Here is an 18,533-nt window from a genome sequence, read left to right on the forward strand (position 1 = left end):
CGCCGGCGCAGCATGGCGATGAACACGTCCTCCAGCTCGGGCGCGCTCACGTCCAGCGTGCAGCCGTGGGACTGGCCGTCCAGCGTGTGCTCGATCTCGGCGCGGCCGCCGGCCTCGTCCTGGTCGTCCACGAAGACGCGCACCGCCGGGCCCAGGGCCTCGACCTGCGGGTGCTGCTCGCCGATGCGGTCCAGCGTGCGCACCTGGTCGCCGCCGGTGACGGAAACAACCACGCCACGGGCGAGCTGGCGCAGCTCGTCGGGCGCGCCCACCGCCAGGGTCTTGCCGCCGAACATCAGCGCCACGCGGGAGAAGCGGCTGGCCTCGTCCATGTAGGCGGTGGAGACCAGCGCCGTCGTGCCCTGGCTGCGCAGCAACTCGGCCAGGATGGCCCAGAAGTCGCGCCGCGACACCGGATCCACCCCGGTGGTGGGCTCGTCCAGGATGATGAACTGCGGCTGGTGGATCAGGGTGCAGACCAGGCCGAGCTTCTGCTTCATGCCGCCCGAGAGCTGCTTCATCGGCCGGTCGCGGAACTTGTCCAGCCGGGTCATGGCCAGCAGGGTCTGCTTGCGCTCGGCCAGTTCATCCTTGGGCACCAGGCGCAGGCGGGCGAAGAAGTCGACGTTCTCCTCGATGGACAGGTCGGCGTAGAGGTTCTGGCCCAGGCCCTGCGGCATCAGGCCGATGCGGTCCTTGATGCGCTCGGCCGCGGCGTCGCTGTCCAGCGAGGTGCCGAAAACCTCCAGCGTGCCTTCCTCGAAGCTCAGCACGCCGGCTGCGGCCTTCATCAGGCTGGACTTGCCCGCACCGTCCGGCCCGATCAGGCCGAAGATCTCGCCGCGCCGCACTTCCAGGTCCAGGCCCTGCACCGCCTGGGTCTTGCCATAGCGCTTGCCAAAGCCCTGCGCTCGCAGCACCAGCGGCGAGGCGGTGGCATCTCCGGTCATGGGGCGGCTCACCAGCGCGGCTGCTGCCAGGCCACGCCGTCCTTCCAGCGCACCACGGCGTCGGCCGGCACGCCCGGGGTCAGGCGGTGCTCGGGGTTTTGGTCCAGGTAGAGCTTGACCGCATAGGTGAGCTTGACCCGCTCATCGGGCGTCTGCACTTCCTTGGGCGTGAACTCCGCGCGCTGGCCGATGTTCTTCACCGTGGCGGCGAAAGGCTGGCCGGGGAAGGCGTCGGTCCAGACCTGGGCCGGCAGGCCCAGGCGCAGGCGGCCGATCTGGACCTCCGGCACATAGGCCTTGAGGTACAGGTGGTCCAGGTCCACCAGCTCGACGATGGGGCTGCCAGCGGCGACGATCTCGCCGGGCTCGCGCACGCGGGTGACCACCACACCGGCGTTGGGCGCCTTCAGGCTCAGGTCGTTCAGCACGCTCTGCGCCTCGGCCAGCGTTGCCTGGGCCTGGGCCTGCTGGGCGGTGACGGCCGCCAGCTGGCTCTCCTGCGCGCGGATCTTGTCTGCCCCCAGGCCGGCCTGGGCCGACATCACCTTGGCACGGGCCAGGGCCTCCTGGGCGGCGGCGGCATCGGCCGCGGCGGCGGTGGCCGCCAGCCGGGCCTGCTCAGCACGCTGCACCGGCACCGAGCCGCGCTGGGCCAGGTCTTCCAGCCGCTGCGCATCGCGCTCGGCCTGGGCCCGGGCGGCGTCGGCCTTGGTCTTGACCGCGGCGGCTTGCGACACCCCGGTGTCGGCCGCCGCCTGGTCCAACGGCACCTGGCGGCGCAGCGCGGCCAGCGCGGTGTCCACCGCGGCACGCTGCGATGCCAGCGCGGCCACGGCCGCCTTGGCCTGGTCCACCTTGGCCTGGATCTGGGCCGCGTCCATCACCGCCAGCACCTGGCCGGCCTGCACGCTATCGCCCTCGCGCACCTTCAGATCGGCGATGCGGCCGGCCAGCTTGCTGGCCACGCTGACCTGGTCGCCTTCGATGCGGCCGTTCACCTGGATCAGCCCTTCCGGCAGCGCGCGGTGCGCCAGCACCAGACGCCAGCCCAGCACGGCGGCCACGAGCACGGCCGCGGCCCCGATTCCCAGCACGACAGGTTTGGAGAGTTTCATGGCAGATCGGTATGGAGTGGAGTGGGCGTCGTCAGAGGGCAGCGGACACAGGGCGTCGGATCACAGAACGTCGTAGTCGCGCTTGAGCCGCTGCACGGCCAGGGCATGGTCGTGGCGGGCGGTGCTCAGGTTGTTGTGGCTCTTCAGGCGCAGCGTTTCGGCGTCCAGCACCTCGGTGTTGGTGCCCACGCCGGACTGGTAGCGGTCGCGCGCCACGCGCAGGTTCTCGTCGGCCTGGGCGACGGCGCTCTGGGCGGCGTCGATGCGGGCGGCAGCCTCGTCCACCCGCAGGCGGTCGGCCCGTTGCTGCAGCGCGATCTGGGTCTCGGCATCGGCCCGCTGGGCGGCCACCGCATCGGCCTTGGCCGCCAGCGCATCGGCCTGACTGCGGTACACGCCGCCGTCGAAGAGCGACCAGTGCAGGCCCACCGCGACGTTCCACAGCCCTTCCTTGGCCAGGTAGCGGTTGTCCATCTGGTTGAAGCCGGCGCTCAGCAACACCTGCGGCCCTCCCTGGGCGCGCGCGGCGTCGGACTGGGCGCGCAGGGCTTCGGTCTGGCGGATCAGGGCGGTCACTTCGGCGCGGGTGCGGCCGGTGTCCAGCGTGGCCAGGTCGGCCGGGCTGACGGTGATCTCGTCGATCACCACCGGTTGGGTCAGCTGGCGGCCCAGCAGGCGGTTGTAGGCCGACTCGGCGATCTGCACCGCGGTCTGGGCGCGGATGCGGTCCTGACGGGCGTTGTCGGACGCGGCCTGGGCGGCCAGCAGGTCACCGCGGGCCACCAGCCCCTTGTCCAGGTAGGCCTTCACGTCGGCCAGGTGCGAGGCCAGGGTCTGCACCCCGCTCTCGGCCAGGTCCAGCAGGCTGCGGGCGCGCAGCACGTTGATGTAGGCCTCGGCCACCTGCAGGCGCAGGTCCTGCCGGGTGCGCTCGCTGGCGCTGCGCGCCGCGCCCACCGTGGCCTCGGCGGCCTGGGCGTTGCTGCTCAGGGCCCCGCTGGTGTAGAGCGGCACACTCACGCCCGCCCGGTAGACCCCGCCGTTGACCTCCATCACCGGCATCTGCAGCGTGCCCAGCATGGGCACGGTGGCCTGCACGGCCGGGGCCTCGGACCAGTGGTTGTAAAGACCATCCACCGCGAAGCTGGGCAGGGCCTGGCCCTGAGCAGCCGCCAGCGCGGCCTGGGCGGCGCTCACCTGGTGTTCACTGGCCTGCAACTGACCATCGACCTGCACGGCCTGGTCCATGGCCTGGGCCAGGGTCTCGGCGTGCAGTCCCATGTGCATCGAAAGGCAGGCCAGCAGGACGGGCGCGAGGCGCCAGCGGAAGTCGGTCAGAGGCTGCGGCATGGGGTGTGGCAAAGTGACGGGCACCGCGCCATCGTTGCAGCGCAGCATGGATTTCATTCTAGGAATCGGCGCCGTCATCGGGAGCTCATATTCCAGTTGGCTTGATGCGCATCAAGATTACCGCCCCGATGCCCCTGCGGCCCTGTCACCTGGGCCCCAGGGGAACGCCCTCTTCGCACCCCGAACCCCACCTGCTCAGTTTCAAGGCCGAATCCTGCCCATGAACTCATCCACCGCCCGCCTGGGCCGCTGGCGCAAGGCGCCTGTGCAAGCCCGGGTCGACGACACGCTGCGGGCCATCTTCGAGGCCACCGCGCAACTGCTGGAGAGCGAAGGCTTGGCCCGGCTGAGCACCAACCGCATCGCCGCACGGGCCGGCTTCGCGGTGGGCACGCTCTACCAGTATTTCCCGAACAAGCAGGAGCTGCTGGTGGCCATGGCCGAGGACGAGTTGGAGCGCGGGCTGCACACGCTGGAGGCCGTGGTCCGGGCCCAGGCCGGTGCGCCGCGCGAAGCTGCGGTGCGGGCCGTCCTGACGGTGTGGCTGCGCTCCTTCGGTGGGCGCCACAAGGTGATGGGCGACGTGATCCGCACGGTGCTGCTGCACCGGGACGTGCAGGATGTGCACCGGCGCTTCGCCCCGGCCGTCGAACGCATCGCCGACCGGCTGATCACGGTGACCGGCGCCGAGGGCCATCCGTCGCTGACGCCTGAACTGCGCTTCGTGCTGGGCCACGCGCTGATGTCCAGTGTGCGCGCCGCCCTGCTGGACGAGCCGGCGCTGATCGCCCGGCCCGCCTTCGAGGACGCCCTGGTGCGGCTGGCCCTGGGGCTGCTGCCGACCCGCTGAACGGCCGGCGTCTTGAGCAGGCCGCCTCAGATCGCGCAGCGCACCGGCTGCGCGCCCAGGGGGCCGGTGAGCACCGCCGGGGCGATCTCCACCAGGTAGCCGCGGCGGCCGCCGTTGATCAGGATGCGCTCCAGCGCCAGCACCGTCTCTTCGACGAAGACCCGCATGGCCTTGCGGGTGCCAAACGGCGAGGTGCCACCCACCAGGTAGCCGCTGTGGCGCTGGGCCACCTCGGGCTTGCAGGGCTCCACGCTCTTCACGCCGATGGCCCGCGCCAGGTTCTTCGTGCTGACCTGCTTGTCGCCGTGCATCAAGATGATCAGCGGCTCGGCCTTGTCATCCTGCATCACCAGGGTCTTGACCACCGCGTGCTCGGGCCAGCCGAGCTGGCGGGCCGATTCGCCGGTGCCACCATGGTCCACGTACTCGTAGACATGCTCGGTGTAGGCCGCGCCCTGCTGCTTGAGCCACTGGGTGGCGGGCGTCTCGCTGACGTGCTTGTCCTTCTTGGCCATGAACTGCTGCCCTCCCCGCTCACTGCGCCGGGTCGCGGTGCTGCCAGCGCAGCGCGTCGATGGCCTGGTTCAGCTCGGCGGACAAGGTCACCGGCCAGGCGGCCAGGCAGTCGTCCAGCTGGGCCACGCTGGTCACGCCGATGATGGTGGAAGCCACCCGCCAGCTGCGGTAGCAGAAGGCCAGCGCCAGCTGGGTGGGGGTCAGGCCATGCTCGCGGGCCAGGGCGTTGTACTTCGCCGCCACCGCCACCGCCTCGCCGCGGGCCCAGCGCTGCAGGCGCATGGATTCGAAGCGGGCCAGACGGCCCAGCTCCGGCTGGTCGGCATCGAGGCCGGGGCCGTCGTACTTGCCGGTCAGCGCGCCGAAGGCCAGCGGCGAATAGGCCAGCAGGCTCACCTGCTCGCGCCACAGCACCTCGTCCAGGCCGTTGTCCACCGCCCGGCTGGTCAGGGCGTAGGGGTTCTGCACCGTTTCCACCCGCGGCAGGCCGTGGCGTTCGGCCTCGCGCAGAAAGGCCATCACACCCCAGGGTGTTTCGTTGGACAGGCCCACATGGCGCACCTTGCCGTCGCGCACCAAGGTCTCCATGGCCCGCAGCTGGGCTTCGATGGGGCTGTTCTCAGTCTCCTTGGCGGGGTCGAAGTACAGCGCGCCGAAGGCGGGCGCATTGCGGTTGGGCCAGTGGATCTGGTAGAGGTCGATGACGTCCGTCTGCAGGCGCTTCAGGCTGGCTTCGCAGGCGGCCACGATGTGCTCGGGCTTGAGGTCCCGGGCACCGCCGCGGATCCAGGCCATGTTGCGGCTGGGGCCGGCCACCTTGGTGGCCAGCACCACCTGCTGGCGGGCCCCGGGGCGGCGGGCGAACCACTCGCCAACGATGGACTCGGTGGCGCCGCAGGTCTCGGCCCGGGCCGGCACCGCGTACATCTCGGCGGTGTCGATGAAGTTCACACCGGCGGCCAGGGCGAGGTCCAGGATGGCATGGGCCTCGTCCTGACCCACCTGCTCACCAAAAGTCATGGTGCCCAGGCAGACGGGGCTGACGGAGAGGTTGCTGCGGCCCAGCGGCACGCGGGCCGTCGGCAAGGAAGGGATGGCGTTCATGGGCCGGCAGTGTGCCCCAAGCGGCACAGGGTTGCAGCGGCCAGGGGCGTTCGCGGCCCGCTCAGCGCAGGCCTGCGCCCAGGCTGAGGGGCAGGCGAGGCGCCGCCCAGTGCAAGGCCAGTTGCAACTCCACCCGTGGCGCAAGCCACCACAGGCCCAGCGCCAGCAGGGCCAACAGCAGCGCGGCCACCCAGCGCCGCTGGCGAACGCAGCCGGACAGATCATCAATGCTTGTTTGACGCATAGTATTTGCTGTTTTACATTAAGTTTTATGCATCCGACAACCATTTCCATCGCCACGCCTCACGAACAGGCTCTGGCCGGCCGCCTGCGCGGTCTGAGCCGCCTGGTGCGAGGCCTGCTGCTGATCGGCCTGCCGCTGTTGCTGCTCTCGCCTCTGTGGCTGTGGTGGCACCCGGGCACCTTTCCGCTGGACGGCACCGATTCATTGGGCCTGGGCGATGCCCGCCTGCCCGCGGCCGCCCAGTTGCGCCTGCTGGGCCTGACCTATCTGGGCCTGGTGTTCGCGCTGGGCATGGCCTGGCAACTCTGGCGCTTGTTCGGCGAGTATGGGCAGGGACGGCTCTTTTCCGACCGGGCCGTGCAGTCCCTGCGCCGCCTGGGGGGCTGGCTGCTGGCTGACTGGGTGGCCGGCCCGCTGATCCATGCCGCGGCCAGCGTGGCCCGCAGCTGGGACAACCCGCCCGGCCAGCGCATGCTCACGCTGAGCTTCGGCTCCACCGATTACCAGCAGCTGCTGTTCGCCCTGCTGGTGCTGGCCCTGGCGCGGGTGATGCAGGAGGCCGCCCGGGTGGCCGCCGAGAACGAGGGCTTCGTCTGATGCCCATCGTCGTGAACCTGGACGTGATGCTGGCCAAGCGCAAGATGCGCTCGCGCGAACTGGCCGAGCGGGTGGGCATCACCGAGCAGAACATCTCACTGCTGAAGTCGGGCAAGGTGCGGGGCGTTCGCTTCGACACCCTGGAGGCGATCTGCCGGGCCCTGGACTGTCAGCCCGGTGACTTGCTGAGCTATGAGGCCGATGCAGGCAATGCTGGCCACGGCGAACCCCGCTGAATTCCGCCCTGCGCCCGGCCTGCGCCGCGGCTGGCTGGGCGTGCTGGCCCTGCACCTGGCCCTGCTGGGGCTGTGGCGACAGGCCCTGCACCAAACCGAAGTCGCCGTGCCACCTGCAGCCACGGTCCCACTGGTGTGGCTGACCTTGCCGGCGCCGGCCGCGGCATCGCCTCAGCGCGAGCCAACCCGGCCGCTCGCGGCTCCTGCCCCGATGCGCCCCAGGGCGCCGGCCACGGAGCGCCCCGCACCGCCGCCCGCGCCGCTGCAGTGGTCGGCCCCACCGGCGGACGCCCTGCCTGCCGCGGTCCCGGCGCCATCGGCCCCCGCCCCATCTCGCGGGCGGCTGCTGGACAGCGAGGCCACCCGCGCGGCCATCCGCGAGGCGGCGCGCCAGCCCCTGTTATCCGAGCGTGCAGCCTCGGCCACCGACATCTCGCCCCGGACCCAGGCGCAGCGCCTCTCCGAAGGGGTTGGGCAGTCGGCCAAGAGCGACTGCCTGCGCGACACGTCGCCCGCCGGCCTGCTGGCCCTGCCCTGGCTGGCCGCGCGGGTGATCAGCGCCGATTGCCCCCGCTGATTGCCGACATCCATCCACTTCCTGCAGCAACGCCGCTCAAGCCGCGAGCGCGCTCAGCGCCGCGCCGGTCACGCGGCAGATGCGCCAGTCCGGCAGCACCGTGGCCCCCATGCGCTCGTAGAAGGCGATGGCGTTGGCGTTCCAGTCCAGCACGCTCCATTCGAAACGGCCACAGCCACGCGCCACCGCCAGCTGCCCCAGACGCTGCAACAAGGCCTTGGCGATACCTTGTCCTCGGTGGGTTGGCTGCACGTAGAGGTCTTCCAGGTACAAGCCCGGCTGGCACAGGAAGGTGGAGAAATTGGTGAAGAAGAGCGCAAAAGCCACCACGTTCCCATCCACCTCGGCCACCAGGCATTCGGCCACCGGGCGCTCGCCGAACAGGTGAGGCATCAACTTCTCGGGCGTGGTCTGGACCAGGTGGGTGAGCTGCTCGAAGTCCGCCAATTCGCGGATCAGGCCAACGATGGCGGACACATCACGCGGTTCGGCCGCGCGCAAGACATGGATCTGGGTCATGGTGCGGTCATTCTGTCATCGACCAAGGGATGTCCCCAGGCCGCCAGTGGCCCTACATTTACCGCATGACGCCCGCCGACCCCAGCGCCGCCGCAGCGCCCAAGCCAGCACCTTCGTACCAGCCCCGTCGCCAGCCCAGCCACCGCTGGGTGGACATCCGCGGGCTGGAATATCACATCAGCCAATGGGGTGACCCCAGCCTGGTGACACCCCAGCGGCCGCCGCTGCTGCTGTGCCACGGCTTCATGGACATCGGCGCCTCCTTCCAATTCCTGGTGGACGCAATGGCCGACCACGAGGGCGAGAACCGCTACATCCTGGCCATGGACTGGCGCGGCTTTGGCCGCACCCGCGGGCCGGCCACGGACGCCTACTGGTTCCCCGACTACCTGGCCGACCTGGACGCCCTGCTCTGCTGCGAGGCCCTGGGCCTGGACGGCAAGACGCCGGTGGACCTGCTGGGCCACAGCATGGGCGGCAACATCGTCATGAACTACGCGGGCGTTCAGCCGGCCCGCATCCGCCGCCTGGTGAACCTGGAAGGTTTCGGCCTGCCTCGGGCCGAGGCCTCGGAAGCCCCCAGCCGGATGGCGCGCTGGCTCAACCACCTGCGCCACCCGCGGCCGCTGCGCGCCTTTGCCAATGTCAACGGCGTGAAGGCCCGGCTGCAGGAAAACAACCCGCGCCTGCCTGACGAGCGCGCCCTCTGGCTGGCCCACCAATGGGCCGAGCCCCGGGACGACGGCCAGTGGCACATCCTGGCCGACGAGGCGCACAAGAACATCAACCCCCTGGTCTACCGGGTGGAGGAGGTGCTGGCCTGCTGGGCACGCATCACGGCGCCGGTGCTGTGGGTGGAAGGTGCCGAATCGGAGACCAGCCGCTGGTGGGGTGACCGCTTCCCGCGCGAGGAGTTCGAAGCCCGTCTGGCGGTGGTGGGCTGGCTGGAGCGCCACACCCTGGCCGGCGCCAGCCACATGCTGCACCACGACCAGCCCGACGCCCTGGCCCGCCACCTGCAGGCCTTCCTGGACCTGCCCTGAGTTCAGTCGTAGCGCGGATAGCGCAAGCGCTGGACGAATTCGCGCACCTCGGCCGGCGGCGGCGGGGTGAGCAGGCTCACCACGGTGATGACCGCGAAGCCGACCGGCACACCGAAGATGCCGGCCGAGATGGGATCGATGTCCCACCACAGGCGCACCGGTGACTGCACGCCGAACAGCCCGCGCAGCCAGGGATGGGTGGTGACCATGTACCAGAAGGTCACCCCCAGGCCGCTGAGCATGCCGGCCACCGCCCCCCAGCGGTTGGCCCGAGTCCAGAACACGCCCAGCACCAGCGCCGGGAAAAAAGCCGATGCCGCCAGTGAAAAGGCGGCCGACACCAGGAACAGGATGTTGGCCGGCTTCTGCGAAGCCACCCAGGCCGCACACAGGGCCACCAGCAGCAGCAGCAGCTTGGACAGCATGACCCGGCGCGAACTGATGGCCCGCGGCGAGACCATGCGGTAGTAGAAGTCGTGCGAGAGCGCGTTGGAGATGGTCAGCAGCAGGCCGTCCGCCGTGGACAGGGCCGCGGCCAGACCGCCGGCGGCCACCAGGCCGGTGAGCACGTAGGGCAGGCCGGCGATCTCGGGCATGGCCAGCACCAGGATGTCGCTGCCGATGTGCAGCTCGCCCAGCTGCAGCACGCCGTCGTGGTTGATGTCGCTGACGGACAGCAGCCCCGGGTCCACCCGGCTCCAGTTGGCGATCCACGCCGGCAGGGCGTCGAAGCGGGTGCCCACCACGTGGGTGAAGATCTGGTACTTGATCAGCACCGCCAGCGCCGGGGCCGTCATGTAGAGCAGCACAATGAAGAACAGTGACCAGCCCACCGAGGCGCGCGCCTCGCGCACCGAGGGCGTGGTGTAGAAGCGCATCAGGATGTGCGGCAGGCCGGCCGTGCCCACCATCAGACAGAACACCAGGGCCAGAAAGTTGCGGCGCGAGGCGTCGTAGCGGGCCTGTTCGGCAGGCGTGCCGTCCGGATTGCCATCGAACTGGGCCGCATGCTCGGGCATGCCCGCCAGGGGCCGTGCGCGGGACAGCAGGTCCTGCCGCTCGGTCTGCCACTGCGCCACCGCCTGGGCCGGGGTGGCGGGGATCTGGGCCATCGAGCGCTCGGCCGCCTGGATCTCGTACTGCGCCGCCCGGCTGCGCTTGAGCGCATCCACCTCGCGCCAGGCCTTCTCGCGATCGGCCTGCAGGGCCGCCTCGGCGTGGGCGATCTTGTATTCCAGCACCCGCGCCTGGTCGCGCAGCAGGCGGATCACCTCCTGCTCGCCGGGGTCGGCTTCCAGCCGGGCCTCGGCCTGGCTGACGGCCCGCAGCTGCTCGCCGTAGGCCCACTGGGGCACGGGCACGCCGGTCTGGTTGACGCTCAGCCAGATCACCGGCACCAGGTAGGCGACGATCAGCACGATGTACTGCGCCACCTGGGTCCAGGTGATGGCCCGCATGCCGCCCAGGAAGGAACAGACCAGTACCCCGCCCAGCCCCAGGAAGATGCCGATCTCGAACGAGGCGATGCTGGTGAGCCGGGTGGTGATCAGGCCCACGCCGTAGATTTGCGCCACCACGTAGACGAAGGAACACAGGATGGTGGCCACCAGGCCGATGAAGCGCGGCAGCTGCCCCTGGTAGCGGGTGCCCAGAAAGTCGGGGATGGTGAACTGGCCGAACTTGCGCAGGTAAGGCGCCAACAGCAGAGCCACCAGCACGAAGCCGCCGGTCCAGCCCATCACGAAGGCCAGGCCGCCGTAGCCGCTGAGGTAGAGCGTGCCAGCCAGGCCGATGAAGGAGGCCGCGCTCAGCCAGTCGGCCCCCACGGCCATGCCGTTGTAGAGCGCGGGCACACGGCGGCCGGCCACGTAGTACTCGGAAGGATCGGTGGTGCGACCCAGCACCCCCACGATCGCATAGATGACCAGCGGGGCCGCCAGAAAGATGAAGCCGATGTACTGGTGCGGCACCCCCCAACGCTCCAGCAGGCCCATGCCCAGCAGGAACAGCAGGAAGCACACCGTGTAGCCCAGGTACAGGCCGTGCAGGCGGCGCCGGAAGCTCATGCTGGCCAGCGCCTTGGGGCGGGGAGGAACAAGCCGGGTGCTCACCGTGGCTCAGTCCTCTTCGTCCAGGGCGTGGGCCAGGTCCATGCGGTGCGTGGCCCAGGCGTACAGCACCACCAGCGCCAGGTCCACCAGCATGGCCCCCTGCGCGCCCCACCAGAAGCTGAAGGGGCCACCGCCAAAGGGAAAGTCGAGCCAGCGGGCGAAGAAGGGCACGCCGAAGCTGCTCATCAACCAGATCAGCAGCGACACTGCCGTCCAGCGCCGCACGCCCTGCCAATGAGCCCGGTGTTGGGCCCGGCGCTGCGCCGCGGCCTGGGCCGCCGGCAACGACACCGCTGCCGTGCCTGCGTGACTGCGAAGCTCTGTGACTGCCACCTGCTGCTGCCTCTGGCCGGGGGCCGCACAGCCCCGCAAAGCCGCCATTGTCGCGGCAAATGCCCCGTCCGGACGCAGTTGCCGGGTCGGGGCAAGCCCCTGGGGATCTGGGGGCGTCGCGGCCTGGCCGTCTTGAGCGAAAATCCAGCGTTTGAACACAAGTCAACGAGGACACACACCATGGACGTCGAACGCATCAATGCCATTGGCACCACGCTGGCCGACCTGACCCAGCGCACGCTCGACCTACGGGGGTATCTTTGACTACGACCGCAAAGCACTGCGGCTGAACGAGGTCAACGCCACCCTCGAGAACCCGGCCATCTGGAACGACCCCAAGCGGGCGCAGGAACTGGGCAAGGAAAAGAAGCAGCTCGACGAAGTCGTCGGCACCATCGATCACCTGAGCTCCAACCTCTCGGACAACACCGAGCTGTTCGAGATGTCCAAGGAAGACGGTGACGAGGCCGGGCTGGAGGCCATCGAGGCCGATGCGGACAAGCTGCGCGGGATCGTCGAGGGGCTGGAATTCCGCCGCATGTTCAGCAACCCGGCCGACCCGAGCAACTGCTTCATCGACATTCAGGCGGGTGCCGGCGGCACCGAGGCCTGCGACTGGGCCGGCATGCTGCTGCGCCAGTACCTGAAGTACTGCGAACGCAAGGGCTTCAAAGCCACGCTGGAAGACGAGACCCCGGGCGACGTGGCCGGCATCAAGAGCGCCACCATCAAGGTCGAAGGCGAGTACGCCTTCGGTCATCTGCGCACCGAAACCGGCGTGCACCGCCTGGTGCGCAAGAGCCCCTTCGACTCGGCCGGTGGCCGCCACACCTCGTTTGCCTCGCTGTTCGTCTACCCCGAGGTGGATGACTCGATCGAGATCGACATCAACCCGTCTGATGTGCGCACCGACACCTTCCGCGCCAGTGGCGCGGGCGGCCAGCACATCAACAAGACCGACTCGGCGGTGCGGCTGACGCACATCCCGACCGGCATCGTCGTGCAGTGCCAGGACGGCCGCAGCCAGCACAGCAACCGCGACGTGGCCTGGAAGCGCCTGCGCTCACGCCTGTATGACCACGAAATGCGCAAGCGCATGGAAGAGCAGCAGAAGCTGGAAGACACCAAGACCGATGTCGGCTGGGGCCACCAGATCCGCTCCTATGTGCTGGACCAGAGCCGCATCAAGGACCTGCGGACCAACGTCGAAACCTCCAACACCCAGAAGGTGCTGGACGGCGACCTCGACGCCTTCATCGCTGCCAGCCTGAAGCAGGGCCTCTGAGCCCCCACCAACCCATCCAAGGACACCCCACATGCGTGAAGGCACCACCCCCCTGGTGCGCCGGGAAGACTACCTCGCCCCGGCCTACTGGATCCGCACCGCGGACCTGACCTTCGACCTGGACGCGGCCAAGACCATCGTCTCCAGCAAGCTCGCCATCGAGCGCAACAGCGCCCTGCCGGTGCAGCCCCTGCGCCTGCATGGCGAAGACCTGAACCTGCTGCGCGTGCTGGTGGACGGCCAGAGCGTCTCGTTCCGCCACGAGGACGGCCTGCTGGTCATCGACGCCCCGGCGGCCGATGCCTTCACGCTGGAGATCCGCAACACCATCTCGCCCGAGAAGAACACGCAGCTCAGCGGCCTGTACGCCTCGGGCTCGGGCCTGTTCACCCAGTGCGAGGCCGAGGGCTTCCGCCGCATCACCTACTTCCTGGACCGGCCGGACGTGATGGCGGTCTACACCGTCACCCTGCGCGGCGACCCGAAGAAGTACCCGGTGCTGCTGTCCAACGGCAATCTGGTGGAACAGGGCACGCTGGACGGTGGCAAGCACTTCGCCAAGTGGCACGACCCCTTCCCCAAGCCCAGCTACCTGTTCGCCGTGGTCGCCGCCGACCTGGTGGCGCGCGAGCAGTGGGTGCGCACCCGCTCGGGCAAGGAGCACCTGCTGCAGGTCTACGTCACCCGCGGTGACCTGGACAAGACCGAGCACGCGATGAACTCGCTGATCGCCTCCATCGTCTGGGACGAGGCCCGCTTCAAGCTGCCGCTGGACCTGGAACGCTTCATGATCGTGGCGGTGCCCGACTTCAACATGGGCGCGATGGAGAACAAGGGCCTGAACCTGTTCAACACCAAGTACGTGCTGGCCAGCCCCGCCACCGCCACCGACACCGACTTCGACGGCATCGAGAGCGTGGTCGCCCACGAGTACTTCCACAACTGGACCGGCGACCGCGTGACCTGCCGCGACTGGTTCCAGCTGAGCCTGAAGGAAGGCCTGACCGTCTTCCGCGACCAGGAGTTCAGCATGGACATGGCGGGCAGCCCCTCGGCCCGCGCGGTGCGTCGCATCGGCGATGTGCGGGTGCTGCGCGAGCGCCAGTTCCCCGAAGACGCCGGCCCCATGGCTCACCCGGTGCGCCCGGACGCCTACCAGGCCATCGACAACTTCTACACCGCCACCGTCTATGAAAAGGGCGCCGAGGTGGTGCGCATGATGCACACCCTGGTGGGCCGCGACGGCTTTGCCGCCGGCATGGCGCTGTACTTCGAGCGCCACGACGGCCAGGCGGTGACCTGCGACGACTTCGCCCAGGCCATGGCCGATGCCAACCCGGCCAGCGCGCTGGCCGGGCACCTGGACATCTTCAAGCGCTGGTACGCCCAGGCCGGCACGCCGCGCCTGAGCGCCCGCGGCACCTGGAACGCCGAGGCTGCCACCTACACCCTGACGCTGAGTCAGCAACTGCCCGACACCCCGGGCCAGAGCGGCAAACAGCCGCAGCTGATCCCGGTGGCGCTGGGCCTGCTGACCCGCGAGGGCCAGGCCCTGCCGCTGCAGTTGCAGGGCGAGGACGCGCCCCAGGGCACCGAGCGCGTGCTGGTGCTGACCGAAGGCGAGCAGTGCTTCACCTTCACCGGCATCCAGGCGGATGTCGTGCCCTCGCTGCTGCGCAACTTCTCGGCCCCGGTGGTGCTGGACGACGGCCTGACCGATGCCGACCTGCTGGTGCTGCTGGCCCATGACAGCGACGCCTTCAACCGCTGGGAAGCCGGCCAGCGCCTGGCGCTCAACCGCATCAAGGCGGCCCTGGGCCATGGCGAAGCGGTGCAACTGGACGCCCCCTTCATCGAGGCCATGCGCAGCCTGCTGCGCGAGCCTGGCCTGGACCCGGCCTTCAAGGAACTGGCCCTGACCCTGCCCTCGGAAATCTATGTGGCCGAGCAGGTCAGCGACGTGGACCCTCAGCGCCTGCACACGGTGCGCGAGGCCATGCTGGACCAGCTGGCCACCGCCTTGCAGGCCGACTGGACCTGGGCCTGGGACGAGCACCAGGTGGCCGGCGGCTACCGCCCTGACGCCGAGCAGAGCGGCCTGCGCGCCCTGGCCAACCGGGCCCTGGCCATGCTGGTGCGCGCGGCCACGCTCAGCGGCGAGCCGGTGTGGCCCGGCAAGGCCTACCAGCGCTTCAAGGACGCCACCAACATGACCGATCGCCTGGGCGCCCTGGAAGCCCTGGTCGGTGCCCACCACGAGCTGGCCCAGCCGGCGCTGGAACGCTTCTACGCGCTGTTCCGCCACGATCCGCTGGTGCTCGACAAGTGGTTCATGCTGCAGGCCCGCGCGCCCGAGAAGAACGGCCAGGTCTTTGCCCAGGTCAAGGCCCTGCTCAAGCACCCGGACTTCAAGTTGGGCAACCCCAACCGCGCCCGTGCCCTGCTGTTCGTGCTGACCGCGTCCAACCCAGCCGCCTTCCACCGCACCGACGCCGCCGGCTACGTGCTGTGGGCCGACAAGGTCATCGAGATGGATGCGATCAACCCGCAGCTGGCCTCGCGCTTTGCGCGCTCGCTGGACCGCTGGCGCAACCTGGCCGAGCCCTACCGCAGCGCCGCCCGCGAGGCCATCGCCCGCGTGGCCGCCAAGGCCGAACTCTCCAGCGACACGCGCGAAATCATCGAGCGTGCGCTGCAGGACTGATCAGGAGGACATGTCATGAACAAGCGCGTCAGTCTCACGCAGTACCTGGTCGAGCAGCAACGGCTGCACGGCCACATTCCGGGCCAGTTGCGCCTGCTGATCGAGGTGGTGGCCCGCGCCTGCAAGCGCATCGCCATCGCGGTCAACAAGGGTGCGCTGGGCGAGGTGATGGGCGTGGCCGGCACCGAGAACGTGCAGGGCGAGGTCCAGAAGAAGCTGGACATCATCTCCAACGAGGTGCTGATCGAGGCCAACGAATGGGGCGGCCACCTGGCGGCCATGGCCTCGGAAGAGATGGACACCATCCACACGGTGCCCAACCGCTACCCGGCCGGCGAATACCTGCTGCTGTTCGATCCCCTGGACGGCTCGTCCAACATCGAAGTCAACGTCTCCATCGGCACCATCTTCTCGGTGCTGAAGAAGCCGCACGACAACCCGGACGAGATCGAGCCGGTCAGCGAGGCCGACTTCCTGCAACCGGGCAGCCAACAGGCCGCCGCAGGCTACTGCGTCTATGGCCCGCAATCGATGTTGGTGCTGACCGTGGGCGACGGCGTGGCCATGTTCACGCTGGACCGCGAGACCGGCTCCTGGGTGCTGACCGCCGAGAACGTCAAGGTCCCGGCCGACACCAAGGAGTTCGCGATCAACATGTCCAACATGCGCCACTGGGATGCCCCGGTCAAGCGCTACGTGGACGAGTGCCTGGCCGGCAAGGAAGGCCCCCGCGGCAAGGACTTCAACATGCGCTGGGTCGCCTCCATGGTGGCCGATGTGCACCGCATCCTGACCCGCGGCGGCATCTTCATGTACCCCTGGGACAAGCGCGAGCCGGACAAGCCCGGCAAGCTGCGCCTGCTCTATGAGGCCAATCCGATGAGCTTCCTGATCGAGCAGGCCGGCGGTGCGGCCACCAATGGCCACCAGCGCATTCTGGATGTGCAGCCAGAGAAGCTGCACCAGCGCGTCAGCGTCATCCTGGGTTCGAAGAACGAGGTCGAGCGGGTGACCGCCTACCACCAGGAAGCCCAGAAGGGCTGAGCCAACCGCACGGGCCGGTGACCGCTCAGGCGCCGGCCAGTTGATCGCGGATCAGCCCGCACAGGCAGTGGCCGAGAAAGAGTTCGGCCTCCTCGCGCCGCTCGGGCGGGGCTTCCGGCAGTTGCAGGGTCAGGTGGCAGTCGGCGGCCAGTTCCTCGGGCGCCGGCCCCAGCAGACCCACCACCAGCAGGGCGCCATCGGCGGCAGCGCGGGCCGCCTCCAGCAGGGGCCCCGGCGGCGTGCCCGCCGACAGCAGCAGCATCGCGTCACCCGGCCGGCCCAGGGCCTGAACCTGGCGCGCCAGCACCTCCACACCCATGCCGCTGAGCGCCAGCGCGGCCAAGGGGCGACCATCGGGCCGCAGCAGACCGCTCATGGTGGCCGCCAGACGATGGGCCGTGGCCACCGAACCGCCCTGCCCGCACCACAGCAGCTTGCCGCCAGCCCCCAGGCAGTTGGCCAGGCGCTGGGCCGTCTGCTCCAGCGCCGCCTGCAGCCCCAGCAACTCGTCGAACAGCATGCGCTGCGCCTGCCAGGCGCGCAGGAAGCCGCCCACGGGGACGCTCAACCCATGCGAGGCGGGGACGAGAAACTGCAGGGGTTCGGTCAGCAAGGCCATGGCCGGTTCCTGGGCGGGTGTTCAGCCGCCGGACCATCCGGCGGGCATATTTCACGATATCGGCATGGTGTCAGCTTGCTGAAATCTCCATGGACCGAACAGCGCCACCGCTGCCTCCCAGTTCGCGGCCTCAAGCCTTGACAGCACCCTCGCCCACCAAAGGCAGAAAGCGCGGTGCCGGAGCGGCCTGCCAGGCGCCCTGGGCATCGCGCTGATAGACGGCGCGTGCCGCCAGGTGCGGGTGCATGGCCGCTTCGTCCAGCGCCAGCACCGGCGCGAAACAGACATCCGTGCCCTCCAGCCGCTCCACCCAGTGCGCGCGGGGCTGGCTGGCGAACAGGGCCGTCAGCCGCTGCTTCAAGGTCGGCCAGGTTGCCGTGTCGTGCTGCTGCGCCGGGTCCACATCGTCCAACCCCAGGCGCCGCAGCAACTCGGCATAGAAGGCCGGCTCCAGCGCCCCGACCGTGATGTCGTGGCCATCGGCACAACGGTAGCTGTCGTAGAACGGGGAATCATGGAAGAGGCTGGGCGCCGGCCCGCCCAGCTGACCGCTGCCGCTGATCCACTGCGCCAGCCCGCCCAGCATGGCCACCGCATCCACGATGGCCGCATCCACCACCCGCCCCTGCCCTGTGGCCCGCGCAGCCAGCACTGCGCTGACGATGCCGAAAGCCAGCGCGAGCGCGCCGCCCGCATCGCCCAGCACCGTGGGCGGCACCCGGGGCGGCTCTTCGGGCCGCGCGCCCAGGCCCAGCAGGCCGGTCAGGGCCACGTAGTTCAGGTCGTGCCCCGCCGCCTGGGCCAAGGGGCCGTCCTGGCCCCAGCCCGTCATGCGCCCGTAGACCAGGGCCGGATTGCAGGCCGCGCAATCGGCCGGCCCCAGGCCCAGGCGCTCCATCACGCCGGGGCGAAACCCCTCGATCAGGGCCTCGGCCTGACCCACAGCGCCCAGCGCAGCCGCCCGCCCCGCCTCGGTCTTCAGGTCAAGCACCTGCACCCGCTTGCCACGCCGCAGCGGCTGGCTGCCACCGCCCAACCGGGCCGCCACGCCGCCATCGCCCGGACGCACCAGCACCGTCACCTCGGCCCCCAGGTCGGCCAGCATCCGCCCGGCCAACGGCCCGGGGCCCAGGCCCTCGAACTCCAGCACCCGCAGGCCTTGCAGTGGCCGGGAGAGATGGGGGGCCATCGATGATGGCAGGGCAGCGTTTGCGTCTTCGTGCATGGGTTTCTTTCGTGCGAGCGTCCGGGGCGCCCGGCCGGATTGTCCCGAGCCCCACTGGCTCGCGCCCGCCTTCCCACACACGGAATTTCCCGCTATCATCGCGGGCTCGCA

General features: G+C 69.8%; 18 protein-coding genes and 1 pseudogene. 8 read left to right on the forward strand and 11 right to left on the reverse strand.

The genetic code is table 11. The features are described from left to right. Window positions 1-437: 437 nt before the first annotated feature. From M0L44_RS22265 to M0L44_RS06205, 3 genes and pseudogenes are all read right to left on the reverse strand, one after another. A pseudogene (locus M0L44_RS22265) lies at window positions 438-950 on the reverse strand (ABC transporter ATP-binding protein); the annotation flags it as partial. An 8-nt stretch (window positions 951-958) separates the two neighbouring features. Next, entirely contained in the window at window positions 959-2,065 is a 1,107-nt protein-coding gene (locus M0L44_RS06200; protein WP_252768780.1) for an HlyD family secretion protein, read from the reverse strand. Window positions 2,066-2,125: 60 nt separating this feature from the next. Further along, window positions 2,126-3,415 carry a TolC family protein gene (locus tag M0L44_RS06205; RefSeq protein WP_252768781.1) on the reverse strand — a complete coding sequence of 430 codons (1,290 nt, stop codon included), beginning with the start codon at window positions 3,413-3,415 and terminating at the stop codon, window positions 2,126-2,128. A 220-nt stretch (window positions 3,416-3,635) separates the two neighbouring features. On the opposite strand from M0L44_RS06205, the gene M0L44_RS06210 reads away from it, so the two are divergent. Then, the gene (locus M0L44_RS06210) at window positions 3,636-4,265 is read left to right on the forward strand and encodes a TetR/AcrR family transcriptional regulator (RefSeq protein WP_252768782.1); all 630 of its coding nucleotides are present in this window, start codon (window positions 3,636-3,638) and stop codon (window positions 4,263-4,265) included. Window positions 4,266-4,291: 26 nt separating this feature from the next. Here M0L44_RS06210 and M0L44_RS06215 read toward each other — a convergent pair whose 3' ends face one another. From M0L44_RS06215 to M0L44_RS06225, 3 genes are all read right to left on the reverse strand, one after another. Beyond that, a complete protein-coding gene (locus tag M0L44_RS06215) occupies window positions 4,292-4,780 on the reverse strand; it encodes an aminoacyl-tRNA deacylase (protein WP_252768783.1) in 489 nt (162 codons plus the stop codon). 19 nt (window positions 4,781-4,799) lie between these two features. Then, the gene (locus M0L44_RS06220) at window positions 4,800-5,885 is read right to left on the reverse strand and encodes an aldo/keto reductase (RefSeq protein WP_252768784.1); all 1,086 of its coding nucleotides are present in this window, start codon (window positions 5,883-5,885) and stop codon (window positions 4,800-4,802) included. 61 nt (window positions 5,886-5,946) lie between these two features. Further along, window positions 5,947-6,129, reverse strand: coding sequence for a hypothetical protein (locus M0L44_RS06225; RefSeq protein ID WP_252768785.1), 183 nt, complete (start codon window positions 6,127-6,129; stop codon window positions 5,947-5,949). A 27-nt stretch (window positions 6,130-6,156) separates the two neighbouring features. Here M0L44_RS06225 and M0L44_RS06230 point away from each other — a divergent pair, with 27 nt between their 5' ends. Genes M0L44_RS06230 through M0L44_RS06240 form a run of 3 tightly spaced genes read left to right on the forward strand, consistent with a single transcriptional unit; the run spans window position 6,157 to window position 7,539 of the window. Further along, entirely contained in the window at window positions 6,157-6,726 is a 570-nt protein-coding gene (locus M0L44_RS06230) for a DUF2975 domain-containing protein (protein ID WP_252768786.1), read from the forward strand. Beyond that, entirely contained in the window at window positions 6,726-6,962 is a 237-nt protein-coding gene (locus M0L44_RS06235) for a helix-turn-helix domain-containing protein (protein WP_252768787.1), read from the forward strand. The genes M0L44_RS06230 and M0L44_RS06235 overlap by 1 nt, the downstream gene beginning before the upstream one ends. Continuing rightward, on the forward strand, window positions 6,937-7,539 hold the full coding sequence (locus tag M0L44_RS06240; RefSeq protein WP_252768788.1) for a hypothetical protein: 603 nt from the start codon (window positions 6,937-6,939) through the stop codon (window positions 7,537-7,539). Before M0L44_RS06235 ends, M0L44_RS06240 begins: the two co-directional genes overlap by 26 nt. A 36-nt stretch (window positions 7,540-7,575) precedes the next feature. Here M0L44_RS06240 and M0L44_RS06245 read toward each other — a convergent pair whose 3' ends face one another. Then, a complete protein-coding gene (locus tag M0L44_RS06245) occupies window positions 7,576-8,058 on the reverse strand; it encodes a GNAT family N-acetyltransferase (RefSeq protein WP_252768789.1) in 483 nt (160 codons plus the stop codon). A gap of 65 nt (window positions 8,059-8,123) precedes the next feature. Between M0L44_RS06245 and M0L44_RS06250 the strand changes: the two genes are divergently transcribed. Continuing rightward, window positions 8,124-9,101 carry an alpha/beta fold hydrolase gene (locus tag M0L44_RS06250; protein WP_252768790.1) on the forward strand — a complete coding sequence of 326 codons (978 nt, stop codon included), beginning with the start codon at window positions 8,124-8,126 and terminating at the stop codon, window positions 9,099-9,101. Between the two features lie 2 nt (window positions 9,102-9,103). On the opposite strand, the gene M0L44_RS06255 is transcribed toward M0L44_RS06250, so the two are convergent. Next, window positions 9,104-11,167 (reverse strand): VC_2705 family sodium/solute symporter, encoded by a 2,064-nt coding sequence (locus tag M0L44_RS06255; protein ID WP_252768914.1) that lies wholly within the window; start codon window positions 11,165-11,167, stop codon window positions 9,104-9,106. Window positions 11,168-11,218: 51 nt separating this feature from the next. Further along, window positions 11,219-11,503 (reverse strand): DUF4212 domain-containing protein, encoded by a 285-nt coding sequence (locus tag M0L44_RS06260; protein ID WP_252768791.1) that lies wholly within the window; start codon window positions 11,501-11,503, stop codon window positions 11,219-11,221. Between the two features lie 222 nt (window positions 11,504-11,725). Here M0L44_RS06260 and prfB point away from each other — a divergent pair. From prfB to M0L44_RS06275, 3 genes are all read left to right on the forward strand, one after another. Further along, a protein-coding gene (gene prfB / locus M0L44_RS06265; RefSeq protein ID WP_252768792.1) for a peptide chain release factor 2 occupies window positions 11,726-12,830 on the forward strand; the annotation gives its coding sequence in 2 pieces (ribosomal slippage) (window positions 11,726-11,806 and window positions 11,808-12,830; 1,104 coding nt in all). Window positions 12,831-12,861: 31 nt separating this feature from the next. Then, window positions 12,862-15,534, forward strand: a complete 2,673-nt coding sequence (pepN, locus tag M0L44_RS06270) for an aminopeptidase N (protein WP_252768793.1) — start codon at window positions 12,862-12,864, stop codon at window positions 15,532-15,534. A 15-nt stretch (window positions 15,535-15,549) separates the two neighbouring features. Beyond that, the gene (locus M0L44_RS06275) at window positions 15,550-16,578 is read left to right on the forward strand and encodes a class 1 fructose-bisphosphatase (RefSeq protein ID WP_252768794.1); all 1,029 of its coding nucleotides are present in this window, start codon (window positions 15,550-15,552) and stop codon (window positions 16,576-16,578) included. Window positions 16,579-16,603: 25 nt separating this feature from the next. Here M0L44_RS06275 and M0L44_RS06280 read toward each other — a convergent pair whose 3' ends face one another. Together M0L44_RS06280 and M0L44_RS06285 are read right to left on the reverse strand one after the other, a co-directional pair. Beyond that, on the reverse strand, window positions 16,604-17,197 hold the full coding sequence (locus M0L44_RS06280; protein ID WP_252768795.1) for an SIS domain-containing protein: 594 nt from the start codon (window positions 17,195-17,197) through the stop codon (window positions 16,604-16,606). A 130-nt stretch (window positions 17,198-17,327) separates the two neighbouring features. Then, window positions 17,328-18,422 (reverse strand): CaiB/BaiF CoA transferase family protein, encoded by a 1,095-nt coding sequence (locus M0L44_RS06285; protein WP_252768796.1) that lies wholly within the window; start codon window positions 18,420-18,422, stop codon window positions 17,328-17,330. Between the last annotated feature and the right edge of the window lie 111 nt (window positions 18,423-18,533).

The sequence above is a fragment of the Ideonella oryzae genome, assembly GCF_024055665.1.
In the GTDB taxonomy this organism is placed as follows: domain Bacteria; phylum Pseudomonadota; class Gammaproteobacteria; order Burkholderiales; family Burkholderiaceae_C; genus Ideonella; species Ideonella oryzae.

Bases quoted from the DNA above. Each gene is read 5' to 3' on its own strand.
- M0L44_RS06220 (WP_252768784.1), bottom strand. From the start codon at position 5,885: ATGAACGCCATCCCTTCCTTGCCGACGGCCCGCGTGCCGCTGGGCCGC.
- M0L44_RS06215 (WP_252768783.1), bottom strand. From the start codon at position 4,780: ATGGCCAAGAAGGACAAGCACGTCAGCGAGACGCCCGCCACCCAGTGG.
- M0L44_RS06210 (WP_252768782.1), top strand. From the start codon at position 3,636: ATGAACTCATCCACCGCCCGCCTGGGCCGCTGGCGCAAGGCGCCTGTG.
- M0L44_RS06200 (WP_252768780.1), bottom strand. From the start codon at position 2,065: ATGAAACTCTCCAAACCTGTCGTGCTGGGAATCGGGGCCGCGGCCGTG.
- M0L44_RS06205 (WP_252768781.1), bottom strand. From the start codon at position 3,415: ATGCCGCAGCCTCTGACCGACTTCCGCTGGCGCCTCGCGCCCGTCCTG.
- M0L44_RS06250 (WP_252768790.1), top strand. From the start codon at position 8,124: ATGACGCCCGCCGACCCCAGCGCCGCCGCAGCGCCCAAGCCAGCACCT.
- M0L44_RS06230 (WP_252768786.1), top strand. From the start codon at position 6,157: ATGCATCCGACAACCATTTCCATCGCCACGCCTCACGAACAGGCTCTG.
- pepN (WP_252768793.1), top strand. From the start codon at position 12,862: ATGCGTGAAGGCACCACCCCCCTGGTGCGCCGGGAAGACTACCTCGCC.
- M0L44_RS06255 (WP_252768914.1), bottom strand. From the start codon at position 11,167: ATGAGCTTCCGGCGCCGCCTGCACGGCCTGTACCTGGGCTACACGGTG.
- M0L44_RS06225 (WP_252768785.1), bottom strand. From the start codon at position 6,129: ATGCGTCAAACAAGCATTGATGATCTGTCCGGCTGCGTTCGCCAGCGG.
- M0L44_RS06235 (WP_252768787.1), top strand. From the start codon at position 6,726: ATGCCCATCGTCGTGAACCTGGACGTGATGCTGGCCAAGCGCAAGATG.
- M0L44_RS06280 (WP_252768795.1), bottom strand. From the start codon at position 17,197: ATGGCCTTGCTGACCGAACCCCTGCAGTTTCTCGTCCCCGCCTCGCAT.
- M0L44_RS06275 (WP_252768794.1), top strand. From the start codon at position 15,550: ATGAACAAGCGCGTCAGTCTCACGCAGTACCTGGTCGAGCAGCAACGG.
- M0L44_RS06245 (WP_252768789.1), bottom strand. From the start codon at position 8,058: ATGACCCAGATCCATGTCTTGCGCGCGGCCGAACCGCGTGATGTGTCC.
- M0L44_RS06285 (WP_252768796.1), bottom strand. From the start codon at position 18,422: ATGCACGAAGACGCAAACGCTGCCCTGCCATCATCGATGGCCCCCCAT.
- M0L44_RS06240 (WP_252768788.1), top strand. From the start codon at position 6,937: ATGCTGGCCACGGCGAACCCCGCTGAATTCCGCCCTGCGCCCGGCCTG.